This is a genomic window from Bacillus cereus group sp. BfR-BA-01381 (genome assembly GCF_022663555.1).
In the GTDB taxonomy this organism is placed as follows: domain Bacteria; phylum Bacillota; class Bacilli; order Bacillales; family Bacillaceae_G; genus Bacillus_A; species Bacillus_A pacificus.
On record NZ_JAKUFR010000104.1, the window covers coordinates 1 to 14377 of the forward strand.

Here is a 14377-nt window from a genome sequence, read left to right on the forward strand (position 1 = left end):
GTGACGGGTTTACAGGGACCGCAAGGAATACAAGGTGTTCAAGGAGAGATAGGTCCAACCGGTCCGCAGGGTATTCAAGGTCCCCAAGGAATCCAAGGAGTAACGGGGGCTACAGGAGCACAAGGTCCACAAGGAATTCAAGGCCCACAAGGCGACATAGGTCCAACTGGCCCACAAGGAATTCAAGGTCCACAAGGCCCTCAAGGAATCCAAGGAGCGACGGGGGCCACAGGAGCACAAGGTCCACAGGGAATCCAAGGTCCGCAAGGTGACATAGGTCCGACCGGCCCACAAGGCCCACAAGGAATTCAAGGCCCGCAAGGAATTCAAGGTCCAACGGGAGCTACAGGGGCAACCGGAGCAACAGGTTCACAAGGTCCAACTGGAGATACAGGTCCAACCGGAGCTGGAGCCACTGGAGCGACTGGGGCGACTGGAGTTAGTACAACTGCAACGTATGCATTTGCGAATAATACATCTGGAACCGCTATTTCCGTTTTATTAGGTGGCACGAATATTCCGTTACCAAACAATCAAAATATTGGACCGGGAATAACTGTTAGTGGTGGGAATACTGTATTTACAGTTGCAAGTGCAGGGAATTATTATATAGCTTATACAATTAATCTAACGGCAGGATTACTTGTAAGTTCTCGTATAACTGTAAATGGCAGTCCGCTTGCGGGAACGATAAACGCTCCGACAGTTGCTACTGGTTCATTTAGTGCAACAATCATTGCTAATTTGCCTGCTGGAGCTGCTATTAGTCTGCAGTTATTTGGATTAGTTACAATCGCTACATTATCTACGGCAACGCCAGGAGCTACTTTAACTATTATTAGATTAAGTTAATAGGAAGAAAACCTTGGGGCTTTTTATGCTTCAAGGTTTTTATTTGTTAGAGCAAAAACATCGCAGTTCGAAAATATATTATAATAGAATGAAAAGAGAGAAATTTGGCAGAAAGGGAGGGTGGCGATGCAGGAGATGGTTACAGATTTTTTTGGACGCCCACTTCAAGATTTGCGTATATCTGTCATTGATCGTTGCAATTTTAGATGTACATATTGTATGCCAGCGGAAGTGTTTGGGCCAGATTATGCTTTTTTGAAAGATGAGTTTTTACTGACGTTTGATGAAATTGAGCGATTGGCAAGATTATTTGTTAGTATCGGTGTACGAAAAATTAGACTTACTGGTGGCGAGCCACTACTTCGTAAAGATGTAACAAAACTTATTGCACGTCTCGTAAAAATTGACGGGCTATTAGATATAGGGTTAACGACCAATGCAATTCATTTAACGAAACAAGCAAAAGTATTAAAAGAAGCTGGATTACATAGAGTAAATGTTAGTTTGGATGCAATAGATGATGATGTATTTAAGGCTATTAATGGCCGGAATATTAATACGAAACCTGTTATAAAGGGAATTATGGCTGCAAAAGAGGCCGGGCTTGATATAAAGGTAAATATGGTTGTAAAAAAAGGGATGAATGATCATCAAGTACTTCCAATGGCTACGTATTTTAAAGAGCAAGGAATCTCGCTTAGGTTTATTGAGTTTATGGATGTTGGTAGTACAAATGGATGGAACTTTGATCAAGTCGTTACGAAACGAGAGCTAATTGAGATGATTCATCGCGTGTATCCGCTTGAGCCAGCTGAAGCGCATTATTTTGGTGAAGTTGCAAAGCGATATCGTTACGTTGGAACAAATACTGAAGTCGGTTTTATTACTTCTGTTTCTGAGTCCTTTTGTTCCTCTTGTACGAGAGCGAGAATTTCAGCAGATGGAAAGTTTTATACTTGCTTATTCGCGACAGAGGGACTCGACCTAAGGGAACTTCTTAGAGGAAATCTTTCGGATGAGGAGTTAGTAAGCGTTATACAAGATGTATGGATGAATAGAAAAGATAGGTATTCAGATGAACGGACGGAAGAAAGTGCAAAAAATCGTCCGAAAATTGAAATGTCTTATATAGGAGGATAAGGAAGGAGGCTATCGTATGCAGGAGCGATATTCAAGGCAAATATTATTTTCTGGTGTTGGAGAAGAAGGGCAGAGAAAAATTAGAGAGAAGCATGTGCTTATTATTGGTGCGGGAGCTCTTGGTGCAGCAAATGCAGAAGCGATTGTTAGAGCAGGTGTTGGAAAAATAACAATTGCGGATCGTGATTATGTAGAGTGGAGCAATTTACAAAGGCAACAATTATATACAGAAGAAGACGCAACGCAGTATAAACCGAAGGCGGTAGCTGCGGCAGAGCATTTAAAAGCGATTAATTCTGAGGTGGAAATAAATCCGGTTGTAACGGATGTAACAGTGCAAGAAATGGAAGAGCTAGTGAATGGTGTAGATTTAATATTAGATGCGACAGATAATTTTGAAACGCGACTTCTTATTAATGATATTTCACAAAAGTATAATATTCCGTGGATATATGGTGGTTGTGTCGGAAGCTATGGCGTAACATATACAATTGTACCAGGAAAAACACCGTGTTTTCGCTGTTTAATGGAGCATCCGGCGAGCGGGGCAACATGTGATACGGCTGGTATTATACAGCCGGCAGTACAATTAGTAGTTGCGCATCAAATAACGGAAGCGCTGAAAATATTAGTAGAAGACTATGGGGCACTTCGCGAAACGATGTTATCGTTTGATCTCTGGAATAATCAACAGATGGCATTTAAAGTGAATAGGCAGAAAAAAGAAACGTGTTTATCTTGCGGAAGATTACGTACATATCCGAGTTTAACATTTGAAGCACAAACGAAAACAGAAGTGTTATGTGGACGAAATACAGTACAAATCCGTCCAGGTATGCGGAATGAATTTAATTTAGAAGAAATTAAAAAGCGCTTACAAAGAAGTGTAGATGTAAAAGCTACTCCGTATTTAGTATCTTTTCTAGTAGAAGAATTTCGTTTTGTTTTATTTACAGATGGCAGAGCATTTATTCATGGGACGAATGATATAAATGTAGCAAAACGTTTATATGCAAGATATATAGGTTGAACCTAAAGGGAAATCCTTTAGGTTCAACAGGGAGAAGGTTAAGACTTTCTCGCATAATCTCCACTTTTTCCACCTGTTTTTTCAAGTAAGTACGTTTCGCCAATAATCATACCTTTATCAACAGCCTTACACATATCGTACACAGTAAGAGCGGTAGCGGAAGCAGCTGTTAAAGCTTCCATCTCAACACCGGTGCTACCTTCTGTTTTAACTTTTACTTCAATCAGTAATCGATATTGTTCATCGGATTGTTTCCAATCGAAAGAAACGTCAACACCTTTTAATAATAAAGGATGGCACATTGGGATAATGTCAGAAGTGCGTTTTGCAGCCATAATACCAGCGATTTGTGCAACTGCTAATACGTCACCTTTCCCAATTTCATTATGAGAGATTTTATCGTAAATTTCTTTTGTAACGACAATGCTAGAGCACGCAATTGCTGTTCGAACGGTTGCTTTTTTGTCGCTTATATCAACCATTTTCGCGCGTCCTTGGTCATTAAAGTGTGTGAATGAAGACATGGAATTCCTCCTTGAAGTAATTTCTATTTAATATATAAAGTGTAATCGAGATAAAAAAAATTGCAAATATGGGGTGAGAAACGATGGTAGAAAAACGAATTCCGATTCAAGTTGCTGAGGCAGTAGAGAGAGTAATGGAATACGCGAAAATTGGTGAAGTAGAAGAGATTTCTATTACGGAAAGTTACGGGAGAATTCTTGGGGAGGATGTTGTCTCTGATCATGACGTTCCTCATTTTGATCGTTCTCCTTACGATGGTTTCGCAATTCGAGCGGAAGATACGAAAGAAGCAAATCAAGAGAATGCAATTGAGTTTGAAGTAATAGGAGAAATTGGAGCGGGGTCTGTTTTTCTAGATGCAGTAGGATCTTTTCAGGCGGTTCGTATTATGACAGGAGCAGCTATTCCAGCAGATTGTAATGCAGTCGTAATGCTAGAGCTGACGGAAGGTTTTGAGAAGGACGGAAAAACATATATGAAGTTAAAGCGTCCGTTTCATAGTGGTGACAATGTGTCATTTAAAGGAGAAGATATAAAGCAAAATCAAGTTCTCGTTCAGAAAGGTGTTGCAATCAATCCAGGTGTTGCGGCCTTATTAGCGACGTTTGGATATAGTACTGTGAAAGTTGTAAAACAGCCTGTTGTTGGTATTGTGACGACAGGAAGTGAATTGTTAGAAGTACATGAGTCGTTACAGCCGGGGAAAATTAGAAATAGTAACTCTTATATGATTGCTGCTCAAATTATGAAAGCCGGAGGTAAAGTTCGGTATTATGGCCAACTTGCCGACGAGTTGGATGCATGTTTTACAGCTGTTCAATCAGCGATGGATGAAGTTGATATTTTAATTACGACAGGCGGTGTGTCGGTAGGAGATTATGACTACTTGCCAGCTATTTATGAAAGATTACAAGCGAATGTACTCTTTAATAAAATAGCGATGAGACCAGGAAGTGTAACGACCGTAGCTGAAGTTGATGGAAAGTTACTTTTCGGTTTATCAGGGAATCCGTCAGCTTGTTACGTAGGATTTGAGCTATTTGTGCATCCGGTTATAAAAACATATTTGTATGCGAAAGAACCTCATGTATATAGAGCAGATGCTATTTTACAAAAGGATTTTCCAAAGCCGAATCCGTTTACTCGTTTTGTAAGAGCAAAGGTGACAATCGTGGACGGGGCATTACAAGCGATGCCGGTCGGTTTAGATAAATCGAGTGCGGTCTCTTCACTTGCAGATGCGAATGCTTTTATTGTGTTGCCTGGAGGAACGAGAGGCTTTGAGGCAGGGATGAAAGTGTCTGTATTATTGTTAGAGCACGCTGAGGGATGTGATTGGCCATGGGCAAAGCCCCTTCAATCTTACAAATAGTAGGGTATCAAAATAGCGGGAAAACAACACTTGTTGAGAAAGTAGTGTATGCATTAGCTGAACAAAACATGAAAGTTGCTACCATTAAACATCACGGGCACGGAGGGTTTCCAGAAGTAGCGCAAAAAGATAGTGAAAGGCACCGAAAGGCTGGTGCTGTTGTTAGTAGTGTAGAAGGTGCTGGATTCCTTTCGCTTTCGTCATTAAGAGAAAACTGGTCTTTGCAAGAAATTATTCGCTTATATGAGTTTTTCGAAGTAGATACAATTGTAATTGAGGGCTATAAAAAAGAGAGCTATCCGAAAGTAGTGTTACTTCGTTCTGCGGAAGACGTTGAACTTTTACATAAAGTAGAGAATATAGTAGCAGTTATTACGTGGTATGATGCTCCTGCAAACTTACGAGAAGAATATAAAGTATTTCATATAACAGAAGAAGAATTGTACATAGACTGGTTTTTACAAACGGTAAGGAGAAAGAAACAGTAAACAAAAACATAGACAAAATTAGGCATATATAATAAAAAGTACTTATGAAACAATATAAACCGAAAGAATTTTCAGAAATGCTTCTTAATGTTTCTGTTAAGACATTACGAAGGTGGGACAATCAAGGTGCTTTAACTGCTTACCGAAACCCAAAAGGAAGAAGATACTATACAGAAGAACAGTATAAGGAATATATGGGTATTCAAGAAGAACTTGTTCAGGATTTAATATCTATCATTCATGTATTTAGCTGTAGAATATATGGGTTGAGAAAATACAAAAAGAAAATGTCGGAGGATGAAGACTTATGAAAAGAGCATATTTAATAGAAATCAAACCGACAACTGAACAAATTAGTAAAATCCGTCAAACTATTGGGGTGTGTCGATATGTATATAACCTGTATATCTCTAAAAATAAAGAGGTATATGAGTCGGAGGGGAAATTTCTTAGTGGCTATGACTTTTCCAAATGGTTAAACAACATTCATACAAAAGAGTGTGACCAGTGGATTAAAGAAGCGTCGAGCAAAGCGGTAAAGCAAGCGATTATGAATGGAGATAAAGCTTTTAAGCGGTTTTTTAAAGGTTTATCTAAGTTTCCACGATATAAAAAAAAAGAAGAAGCAAGATGTGAAGTGCTACTTTCCGAAAAACAACAAAACAGATTGGACAGTAGAAAGACATAGAGTAAAAGTCCCTACAATTGGTTGGATAAGGTTAAAAGAGTATGGATATATTTCAAAAAATACAACTGTAAAAAGTGGTACAGTATATCAAAGAGCAGGAAGATACTATGTTTCTATACTCTGTAAAGTGAAAGAGGTAAAACCAAATGCAACTCTCAATGCAGTAGGTCTAGGAATTGATTTGGGAATTAAAGACTTCGCTGTACGTAGCGATGGAAAAACTCACAAAAATATAAATAAAACAGTACAAGTAAAAAAGATAGAAAAACGGTTAAAACGTGAACAACGCTCTTTATCACGCAAATTTGAAAATATAAGAAAGAGAGGTGAACAACCTGTTACTAATAAAAGAGCGAATATAAACAAAAATATTCTTAGGGTGCAACAACTACATGCTAGGCTAGCAAATATTCGATTAGCGTATGTAAAGTCTATTGTAAATGATGTGGTGAAAACCAAGCCAACGTTTATTACAGTAGAAGATTTGAATGTGAAAGGTATGATGAAGAACAAACATCTATCTAAAGCTGTAGCGCAACAATGTTTTTATGCTTTTAAAACATGGTTATCAACGAAATGTAGGGAATATGGATTGAACTACGGCAAGTGGACAGATTCTATCCATCTTCTAAAATATGTTCATGTTGCGGTCAAAAAAAGTCGGATTTAAAGCTGTCTGACCGAGTATATACATGTGATTGTGGAAATGTAATGGATAGAGATTTGAATGCGTCAATCAACCTTTTACAAGCAAAAAAATATACAATACTAACGTAAATAGGTTGTATATATGTACGGTGGGCTACATCGGAATTTACGCCTGTGGAGTGTCACAGCAAACTGTAGTAGCAAGTGATTAGCGAGGCAGGGCACGTAGAAGCAGGAATACTCTAAGAATATACATTTGTCTATATTTTTAGTAGCAGTGCGAAATGACAAATACGTATTATGAAGTAATTGATACAGAAATTTTGGTTGAAGAGGTAGCGAAGAGAGTAATTCGCCGCGAATGTGGTGCTGTTACAACATTTATTGGAACGGTTAGAGAGTTTACGAAAGGGCGTCGTACATTATACTTAGAATATGTCGCTTATAAAACGATGGCAGAAAAGATGCTAGAGAAAATCGGATCAGAAGTGAAGGAGAAATGGCCAGGTACACACGTTGCGATTACACATCGCATCGGTACACTGCAAATTTCTGATATCGCGGTTGTTGTGGCTGTTTCAACGCCGCATCGTAAAGCGGCTTATGAAGCAAATGAATATATTATGGAACGCATAAAACAAATTGTTCCGATTTGGAAAAAGGAGTTTTGGGAAGATGGAGATTCTTGGATCGGCGATCAATTAGAAAAAACGCCATATCCGGCGGGAGAGCCTGGGAAGGAGCTATAAGTATGATTCGAGTATTGTTATTTGCGAACTTGCAAGAAGAAGTAGGAAGAAGTGAATTACAAATAGAGAAAGAAAATATTACGGTTGCAGAGTTAAAAGATATTGTTGCAACTGAATATAATGTGCCAGTATCGGCACCAATTATGGTTGCGATTAATGAAGAATATGCAAATGAAGATGATACGATTCAATCTGGTGATGTTGTTGCACTTATTCCACCAGTGAGCGGTGGTTAATATTGGATTTATTAAAACGACTTTCCTACATAGGGAAAGTCGTTTTTTTATGGCAGTTTTGAGAACACTAATGTATAGAACAAGGAGGGAACTATGAAAAAAATATGTGCAGTTATGACAATGCTATGTGTGGCTTTTTTCTCTTCTCCAAGTGATTCTTTCGCGAAAGAATCAAGAGAACAACTTTTAGAGAGTGCATTATCGAATAGGTACTATTCAGTTATTAGGCAAGTGACAGAAGATCAATATGAATGTGCTTCAGTTATAAATATAAAGCGTCTCGGCAAAAACGGTGAGTTCGTTCCTAGGTTTGAAATTACGCTACAATTTCTTACGTTCCAAGGTGCGCATAATCCGCCGAATGATAAAGTTACACTTACTTTGGAGGACCATTTAGATCACGTAAAGATAAAGAAAGTGGAGCGGGAAAAGAATGTTTCTGGTGCTATTGCAGAAAAGGTTTGTGAACGTCAAAAAGAAAAAATAAAAGCTCACTCTACTGATTCAGAGTGATAACTTATGACATTTAGTAAAGAAAGGTAATGAGCGATGGATATATTTTTAGCGATTTTACCAGCTATATTTTGGGGAAGTATTGTGCTATTTAACGTGAAACTGGGCGGAGGGCCTTATAGTCAAACGCTCGGTACAACGTTTGGCGCACTTATTTTCTCAATTGTTGTTTATATTTTTATGAAACCAGTATTGACTCCTACTGTTATCGGAGTTGGGATTGTGTCAGGTTTATTTTGGGCTCTCGGTCAGGCGAATCAATTAAAAAGTATTGATTTAATGGGCGTTTCGAGGACCATGCCGATTTCAACAGGACTTCAATTAGTTGCGACAACTTTATTTGGAGTCATCGTATTTCATGAGTGGTCCACAACAATATCAGTCGTCCTTGGTGTATTAGCTCTCGTTTGTATTATTATCGGTGTTATTTTAACATCTCTTCAAAGTGAAGAAGAAAAGAATGCAGAGCAAGCGGGCAATTTTAAAAGGGGCATTATCATTTTATTGATTTCAACAGTCGGTTATTTAGTTTACGTAGTAGTGATTAGACTGTTTAACGTAGATGGTTGGTCAGCTTTGTTGCCACAAGCAGTTGGTATGGTGTTAGGAGGGATTTTGCTTACTTTTAAACATCATCCATTTAATAAATATGCAATACGAAATATTATTCCAGGATTAATTTGGGCAGCTGGAAATATGTTTTTATTCATTTCGCAACCGCGTGTCGGAGTGGCAACAAGTTTCTCGCTATCGCAAATGGGAATTATTATTTCGACGCTTGGCGGGATTCTTATATTAGGTGAAAGAAAAACGAAACGCCAATTAACAGGGATTGTTGTCGGTATCGTTTTTATTATCGCGGCCGGAATTATGTTAGGGATAGCGAAAAGTTAAAGGAGGTATGGAAATGTATAGTGACTTAGAAGGAAAGGTTGTCGTTATTACAGGATCAGCAACTGGTCTTGGAAGAGCGATGGGAGTAAGGTTTGCAAGGGAGAAAGCGAAAGTAGTGATTAACTATCGCTCACGAGAATCAGAAGCGAATGATGTGTTAGAAGAAATAAAAAAGGTAGGCGGAGAAGCGATTGCTGTAAAAGGTGATGTAACGGTCGAATCAGATGTGGTGAATCTCATTCAATCTGCTGTAAAAGAGTTTGGTACGCTTGACGTTATGATTAATAATGCGGGGATAGAAAATGCGGTACCATCGCATGAAATGCCGCTTGAAGATTGGAATCGGGTAATTAACACAAATTTAACAGGTGCTTTTTTAGGAAGTCGTGAAGCGATTAAATATTTTGTAGAACATGATATTAAAGGATCTGTCATTAATATGTCTAGTGTTCATGAGAAAATTCCGTGGCCCTTATTCGTACACTATGCAGCAAGTAAGGGCGGTATTAAACTGATGACAGAAACGTTAGCGATGGAATATGCGCCAAAAGGTATTCGAGTAAATAATATAGGACCAGGTGCAATTAATACGCCGATCAATGCAGAAAAGTTTGCTGATCCTAAAAAACGTGCTGACGTAGAAAGTATGATACCGATGGGCTACATTGGAAAACCAGAAGAAATTGCAGCGGTAGCAACTTGGCTCGCTTCTTCAGAGGCGAGTTATGTAACTGGAATTACGCTATTTGCAGATGGTGGAATGACGTTATATCCATCGTTTCAAGCTGGGCGTGGGTAATAGAAAAGGACGAAGAGGTAATGCTCTTCGTCCTTTTTTACAAAAAAAAATAGCGGCCAGCTATTTTAAATTTAGTGATTAATTGTGTCTTGAAGATATTCTGTTGCTTGATGTTCAGAAACATTTTGTACGAGTGCAACTTCACTAATCATCATTTTTCGGGCGTTATCTAGCATTTGTTTTTCGCTCGCATTTAAAGCTCTCTCTTTATTGCGGCGAAGTAAATCTCGAACAACTTCTGCACTATCTTGCAGATTGCCGTTTTTCATTTTTTCCATATTCATTGTATATCTTTGTTTCCAGGAAAGTGATGTATCTGATTCCCCGTTTTGAAATTCAAGAAGTATATCATTTAACGTACCTTTATCTACGATATAACGAATACCTGATTTTTGTAATTGATCCATCGGAAGCATTACTTGCATATCTTTACTAATGATACGTATCACACAATATTGACGTGTTGTTCCTAATATTTCTTTCTCTTCAATGGCTTCGATGACTCCTGCGCCGTTCATTGGATAAACGATTTTATCACCAATTTGAAACAAATCATCCACCTCCATATGTGGTAACCATCTTTAATGATAGCATAAGTGAACGAAAATGTCAAATTTTATATAATACCATAATAATTATATTTGAGTCAATAAGTAAAAGCTCCTTTTATATATTTTTTTGCTTTTACTTATTGATGATTTTATTAGAAAAATAGTACAGGCGGAGAAAGGAGGCATATCCACTTATTTTTAAGCATAAAATGTAAAATCGCTAATACAATATACCTAAATCCGTTCTTTGCAAAGGAGGGAGAGAAGGTGGGGCGCACAATAAAAATTGATATTACAAATAAAGTTGTAGCTAAATTTAGGCCAGATTATTTGGAATTATATACGAGTAAATTTATGATAGGTAAGTTTTATGTCTATACTGAAGGTAAAGAATATGTGTTAGAAGACGGATATATATATGAAGACGGAAAGTTTTATCGCATCATAGATACGCACCGTGGCAATAATCAAGCGGCGGAGGGCTGCGATCTAGGATGGTGTTAACATGATTCGTGTGAAAGTGTTTGATGAAAGTCACGAAAAAGACTTAGAAGACGCTGTAAATGTTTTTTTGAAAAAAATTGATGATAGTAACTTTGTAGATATTAAGTACCAAGTAGGTGTTTCTATTAATGATGACGAAAACCAAATTTATTGTTTTTCAGCAATGATCGTTTATAAAACATAAAAAAGAGCTGGGTGAGCCAGCTCTTTTTTATGTTTTATGTTGGGACAACATGTGTCGGTAATACGTTCATAATAGATTGGGTTGTGCCTAATTTCTTCGTCGTTAAAAGAGGCTCCCCTGTCTGATGATTTTGGGCATCTTTACACATACCAAGGTGATAACGATCACCTAAAAATGGATCAATATAAAAACCGTTTTTGAATACTTTATCATTCGGATGTTTTTCATGGTGAATGTCAGAGCAGTTAATGCAATAGAACATAGCGTTCAACCCCTTTTTATTTTTGTTTGAAAAAAGTGAGTCGGTAGTCATTTCGCTCCTAAGGAAATGTTGAGGAGAAGAGAAATAACTACCTACTCAAATGGTGGGCATATTCCTTCTGATTTTTCATATTTCGCGTAGTGTCCCTGAGGGAAGGAGGAGAGACGAAATACGCACGATATACGTAAGGCGCTTCTTCCAAGATGAATGATGGAGTTTCATGTTGAGAGAAGTTTTTATTTTTTGTTGCCTTTGTGAGTATATTATGAGGGAATGTTCAGAGGGTGTTTGTCCTGTTGAAAAAATGTTGAGAATTTCTCAACAGTAAAAAAGAGTTAGCGTTGACATGAAACTAAAAGGTGTTATATTATCAAAGTGTAACCAAAAGGTGTTATATTTGATTGCCGAATAAAGGAGAATGAAAATGGAACAACAAAATACATTAACTGACATTAAACAAACGATCGTTTTTAACGCGTCTATTCAAAAGGTGTGGAATGTAGTATCAACTGCAGAAGGGATTGCCTCATGGTTTATGCCAAATGATTTCGTATTAGAGGTAGGACATGAATTTCATGTACAATCACCATTTGGACCATCACCATGTAAAGTATTAGAAATCGATGAGCCAAATCACCTATCTTTTTCATGGGATACAGATGGCTGGGTTGTTTCATTTCATCTGAAAGACCTAGGAGATAATAAAACAGAATTTACGTTAATTCACGGCGGCTGGAAACACCCTGATGAAATTCTTCCGAAAGCGAATGCGAAGAGCTCTATTATTCGCGATAGAATGAGCGGAGGCTGGGTAGCAATTGTAAATGAAAAACTGAAAAAGGTTGTCGAAGGCTAAGTGGCCTCATCAGCAGCGAAATATGATGTGTTTCAAGCAATTGCTGATCCAACCCGCCGAGAAGTAATACGGTTATTAAGTGATAAAGAGTTACCGATTTCCAAAATAACGGATCATTTTCCGATGAGTCGTACTGCGGTTGTAAAGCACCTTCATATTCTTTCAGAAGCGAATTTAGTAAGCGGAAGAAAAAGCGGAAGAGAGAAGATATACCGCTTGCATCCAGAACCATTAGAGGAATTACAACAGTGGCTCTCGTATTATGAACGTTTTTGGGATAATAAATTGTCCATGTTGAAACATATTGTGGAGAATGAAGAGTAAAAAAGGATGACCGAAATGGTCATCCTCTTTTATTGCTCACTTGTTTGTGTAGCTGGCTTTAATAAAAGCCAAGCGATAATTAATGTACATACTGCTAATACGAAAGTGCTCATATAAATGACGTGTACACTTGATGCTAATGCGGATTGCGATTCAGTTACTATGTTTGTTGTAGTACCTCCATGTCCGCCAGATACAAGATCAAGGTTTTTAATACCACGTGCGTGAATCATCGTATTGAAGATTGTACCGAATATTGCAGCACCTAATGTTTGGCTAAATGTATTAATAAATGTGTTTAAACCAACGGCTGTTCCGCGTGTATGAGCTGGTACGGCTGCTTGAATTGTTACCATGTAGATCGGTGTCACAAGCCCCATTCCTAAGCCGAATAATCCGACTGCTACATAAATAAGGAACGATGGTGAGTTTGTTGATAATGTAAATAATAAGAACGTAGCGACTGATAAAATGCTAGCCCCAAGTAAAATGATTTGTTTCGTTTTTAATTTTCCTACTAAGTTACCAGAGAAAATAGCGCCAAATGTCCACATAACAGGGATTGGCATTAAAATAAGTCCAGCTTCTGTCGCATTTTTTCCTAATACACCTTGGCTCCAAATTGGAAGGTACATCGTAATACTAATAATCATTGCGCCAGCAATAAGCGTTAATATATTAATCGTAGATAATGTACGGTTAGAGAAAAGTGCTAGCGGAATTAATGGTTCCGGAGACTTTTTCTCGATGAATAAGAAAATAATGAATGAAACGACGGCGAAGATTAATAGGCCGATAATTGTTATGTCTCCCCAGTTTTGCTTACTGCTACCTGTTAATAACGCGTATAGTAGAGCAATCGTACTTAATGAGAAGACTGTTGCACCAAGATAGTCGATATGGTGTTTAGCAGGCTTAATAGATTCTTTGTAGTAAATGGCAATCATTAAGCAGGCAATAATTCCAAATGGAACGTTTAAGAAGAAAATATAACGCCAAGAAAGAGAATCAACTAAAAATCCACCTACTAACGGTCCGATAACACCAGATACACCCCAAACGGCACTCATCCAGCCTTGTGCTTTTGCGCGGTCTTTCGCTTCGCTATATAAGTCTCCAATAATCGTCATTGTGATCGGCATAACAGCACCAGCACCGATACCTTGAAGCGCACGGAAGAAGATTAATTGTTCCATCGATGTAACGACACCGCAAAGTGCAGAACCGATTAAAAAGATTGTAGCTCCAATGAGTAAAACTTTTTTACGGCCGAATAAATCAGCAAGTTTTCCATATATTGGAGTTGAAACCGCTGTAGCAAGCATGTAAATCGCATAAACCCAGCTAACAAGTTCAACGCCGGATAAATCACTCGTTATACGAGGGATTGCTGTACTAACAATCGTTCCTTCTACCGCAGAAAGAAACGTCATTAGCATTAAAGACATCATGACTTTTTTTCTCATATGTTTTCCCCTTACCCTTTTTCAAATATTCAACAATATAAAATATAAAGGTACTAAGGTAAATAAAGCAACAAAAAAGCAATGGAAAGTTAGCTGGAGCGTATATTTGTCGTTTTTTGTCGGAACGCTGATATATTTGAAAAATCGCCGATATAAGTAGTAGAATCGCCGATATAATTTCATGTACCTATAAAAAAAGAAACAGGAATCCCTGTTTCTTTTTTTAATACTTCATTTTTGCGTTTTCTCCAGCTGTTGTTCCAGCAATTCTACCAGTAACAAGGGCAGATGTAATG

General features: G+C 38.0%; 19 protein-coding genes and 1 pseudogene. 16 read left to right on the forward strand and 4 right to left on the reverse strand.

What is annotated here, in order from left to right:
* The 3 genes from MR079_RS24450 to MR079_RS24460 form a co-directional block, all read left to right on the forward strand.
* Window positions 1-852: BclA C-terminal domain-containing protein (locus MR079_RS24450; protein ID WP_472927146.1), on the forward strand; the 852-nt coding region annotated here is incomplete at its 5' end.
* Window positions 853-978: 126 nt separating this feature from the next.
* A complete protein-coding gene (moaA, locus tag MR079_RS24455) occupies window positions 979-1992 on the forward strand; it encodes a GTP 3',8-cyclase MoaA (protein ID WP_139866398.1) in 1014 nt (337 codons plus the stop codon).
* A gap of 16 nt (window positions 1993-2008) precedes the next feature.
* Window positions 2009-3022 (forward strand): molybdopterin-synthase adenylyltransferase MoeB, encoded by a 1014-nt coding sequence (locus MR079_RS24460; protein ID WP_001158095.1) that lies wholly within the window; start codon window positions 2009-2011, stop codon window positions 3020-3022.
* Window positions 3023-3060: 38 nt separating this feature from the next.
* Here MR079_RS24460 and moaC read toward each other — a convergent pair whose 3' ends face one another.
* Complete coding sequence (gene moaC / locus MR079_RS24465; RefSeq protein WP_000094140.1) at window positions 3061-3546, reverse strand: cyclic pyranopterin monophosphate synthase MoaC; 486 nt, start codon at window positions 3544-3546, stop codon at window positions 3061-3063.
* A gap of 83 nt (window positions 3547-3629) precedes the next feature.
* Here moaC and moeA point away from each other — a divergent pair, with 83 nt between their 5' ends.
* The 9 genes and pseudogenes from moeA (at window position 3630) to MR079_RS24510 (ending at window position 9934) form a co-directional block, all read left to right on the forward strand.
* Window positions 3630-4919 carry a molybdopterin molybdotransferase MoeA gene (moeA, locus tag MR079_RS24470; RefSeq protein ID WP_016718704.1) on the forward strand — a complete coding sequence of 430 codons (1290 nt, stop codon included), beginning with the start codon at window positions 3630-3632 and terminating at the stop codon, window positions 4917-4919.
* Window positions 4889-5407 carry a molybdopterin-guanine dinucleotide biosynthesis protein B gene (gene mobB, locus MR079_RS24475; RefSeq protein ID WP_242294805.1) on the forward strand — a complete coding sequence of 173 codons (519 nt, stop codon included), beginning with the start codon at window positions 4889-4891 and terminating at the stop codon, window positions 5405-5407. The genes moeA and mobB overlap by 31 nt, the downstream gene beginning before the upstream one ends.
* A 44-nt stretch (window positions 5408-5451) precedes the next feature.
* A complete protein-coding gene (locus tag MR079_RS24480) occupies window positions 5452-5718 on the forward strand; it encodes a MerR family transcriptional regulator (protein WP_000816197.1) in 267 nt (88 codons plus the stop codon).
* A pseudogene (locus MR079_RS24485) lies at window positions 5715-6872 on the forward strand (RNA-guided endonuclease InsQ/TnpB family protein). The gene MR079_RS24480 and the pseudogene MR079_RS24485 overlap by 4 nt, the downstream one beginning before the upstream one ends.
* Window positions 6873-7027: 155 nt before the next feature.
* On the forward strand, window positions 7028-7492 hold the full coding sequence (moaE, locus tag MR079_RS24490; RefSeq protein ID WP_000185927.1) for a molybdopterin synthase catalytic subunit MoaE: 465 nt from the start codon (window positions 7028-7030) through the stop codon (window positions 7490-7492).
* Window positions 7493-7494: 2 nt separating this feature from the next.
* The gene (gene moaD, locus MR079_RS24495; RefSeq protein ID WP_242294806.1) at window positions 7495-7728 is read left to right on the forward strand and encodes a molybdopterin converting factor subunit 1; all 234 of its coding nucleotides are present in this window, start codon (window positions 7495-7497) and stop codon (window positions 7726-7728) included.
* Between the two features lie 93 nt (window positions 7729-7821).
* Window positions 7822-8241 carry a DUF3888 domain-containing protein gene (locus MR079_RS24500; RefSeq protein ID WP_242294807.1) on the forward strand — a complete coding sequence of 140 codons (420 nt, stop codon included), beginning with the start codon at window positions 7822-7824 and terminating at the stop codon, window positions 8239-8241.
* Between the two features lie 36 nt (window positions 8242-8277).
* Window positions 8278-9135, forward strand: coding sequence for a glucose uptake protein GlcU (gene glcU, locus MR079_RS24505; RefSeq protein WP_000350851.1), 858 nt, complete (start codon window positions 8278-8280; stop codon window positions 9133-9135).
* Between the two features lie 13 nt (window positions 9136-9148).
* Entirely contained in the window at window positions 9149-9934 is a 786-nt protein-coding gene (locus MR079_RS24510; protein WP_138320943.1) for a glucose 1-dehydrogenase, read from the forward strand.
* A gap of 71 nt (window positions 9935-10005) precedes the next feature.
* Here MR079_RS24510 and MR079_RS24515 read toward each other — a convergent pair whose 3' ends face one another.
* Complete coding sequence (locus tag MR079_RS24515; protein ID WP_080776417.1) at window positions 10006-10500, reverse strand: CarD family transcriptional regulator; 495 nt, start codon at window positions 10498-10500, stop codon at window positions 10006-10008.
* A gap of 252 nt (window positions 10501-10752) precedes the next feature.
* On the opposite strand from MR079_RS24515, the gene MR079_RS24520 reads away from it, so the two are divergent.
* Entirely contained in the window at window positions 10753-10989 is a 237-nt protein-coding gene (locus MR079_RS24520; protein WP_000533799.1) for a DUF2553 family protein, read from the forward strand.
* A 1-nt stretch (window position 10990) separates the two neighbouring features.
* Entirely contained in the window at window positions 10991-11173 is a 183-nt protein-coding gene (locus MR079_RS24525; protein WP_000621752.1) for a sporulation protein Cse60, read from the forward strand.
* A 34-nt stretch (window positions 11174-11207) separates the two neighbouring features.
* Here the strand turns inward: MR079_RS24525 and MR079_RS24530 are convergent, their stop codons facing one another.
* Window positions 11208-11435: a DUF3973 domain-containing protein gene (locus tag MR079_RS24530; RefSeq protein WP_048551376.1), complete on the reverse strand. Its 228-nt coding sequence runs from the start codon at window positions 11433-11435 to the stop codon at window positions 11208-11210.
* 424 nt (window positions 11436-11859) lie between these two features.
* Between MR079_RS24530 and MR079_RS24535 the strand changes: the two genes are divergently transcribed.
* On the forward strand, window positions 11860-12291 hold the full coding sequence (locus tag MR079_RS24535; RefSeq protein WP_000437775.1) for an SRPBCC family protein: 432 nt from the start codon (window positions 11860-11862) through the stop codon (window positions 12289-12291).
* Window positions 12292-12615 carry an ArsR/SmtB family transcription factor gene (locus tag MR079_RS24540; RefSeq protein WP_087954060.1) on the forward strand — a complete coding sequence of 108 codons (324 nt, stop codon included), beginning with the start codon at window positions 12292-12294 and terminating at the stop codon, window positions 12613-12615. It begins immediately after the preceding gene.
* Between the two features lie 29 nt (window positions 12616-12644).
* Here the strand turns inward: MR079_RS24540 and MR079_RS24545 are convergent, their stop codons facing one another.
* Window positions 12645-14081: an MDR family MFS transporter gene (locus MR079_RS24545; RefSeq protein ID WP_242269729.1), complete on the reverse strand. Its 1437-nt coding sequence runs from the start codon at window positions 14079-14081 to the stop codon at window positions 12645-12647.
* Between the last annotated feature and the right edge of the window lie 296 nt (window positions 14082-14377).

Bases quoted from the DNA above. Each gene is read 5' to 3' on its own strand.
- moaD (WP_242294806.1), top strand. From the start codon at position 7,495: ATGATTCGAGTATTGTTATTTGCGAACTTGCAAGAAGAAGTAGGAAGA.
- MR079_RS24525 (WP_000621752.1), top strand. From the start codon at position 10,991: ATGATTCGTGTGAAAGTGTTTGATGAAAGTCACGAAAAAGACTTAGAA.
- moaE (WP_000185927.1), top strand. From the start codon at position 7,028: ATGACAAATACGTATTATGAAGTAATTGATACAGAAATTTTGGTTGAA.
- glcU (WP_000350851.1), top strand. From the start codon at position 8,278: ATGGATATATTTTTAGCGATTTTACCAGCTATATTTTGGGGAAGTATT.
- MR079_RS24480 (WP_000816197.1), top strand. From the start codon at position 5,452: ATGAAACAATATAAACCGAAAGAATTTTCAGAAATGCTTCTTAATGTT.
- MR079_RS24500 (WP_242294807.1), top strand. From the start codon at position 7,822: ATGAAAAAAATATGTGCAGTTATGACAATGCTATGTGTGGCTTTTTTC.
- MR079_RS24460 (WP_001158095.1), top strand. From the start codon at position 2,009: ATGCAGGAGCGATATTCAAGGCAAATATTATTTTCTGGTGTTGGAGAA.
- moaC (WP_000094140.1), bottom strand. From the start codon at position 3,546: ATGTCTTCATTCACACACTTTAATGACCAAGGACGCGCGAAAATGGTT.
- MR079_RS24530 (WP_048551376.1), bottom strand. From the start codon at position 11,435: ATGTTCTATTGCATTAACTGCTCTGACATTCACCATGAAAAACATCCG.
- moeA (WP_016718704.1), top strand. From the start codon at position 3,630: ATGGTAGAAAAACGAATTCCGATTCAAGTTGCTGAGGCAGTAGAGAGA.
- MR079_RS24515 (WP_080776417.1), bottom strand. From the start codon at position 10,500: ATGGAGGTGGATGATTTGTTTCAAATTGGTGATAAAATCGTTTATCCA.
- moaA (WP_139866398.1), top strand. From the start codon at position 979: ATGCAGGAGATGGTTACAGATTTTTTTGGACGCCCACTTCAAGATTTG.
- MR079_RS24535 (WP_000437775.1), top strand. From the start codon at position 11,860: ATGGAACAACAAAATACATTAACTGACATTAAACAAACGATCGTTTTT.
- mobB (WP_242294805.1), top strand. From the start codon at position 4,889: ATGGGCAAAGCCCCTTCAATCTTACAAATAGTAGGGTATCAAAATAGC.
- MR079_RS24510 (WP_138320943.1), top strand. From the start codon at position 9,149: ATGTATAGTGACTTAGAAGGAAAGGTTGTCGTTATTACAGGATCAGCA.
- MR079_RS24545 (WP_242269729.1), bottom strand. From the start codon at position 14,081: ATGAGAAAAAAAGTCATGATGTCTTTAATGCTAATGACGTTTCTTTCT.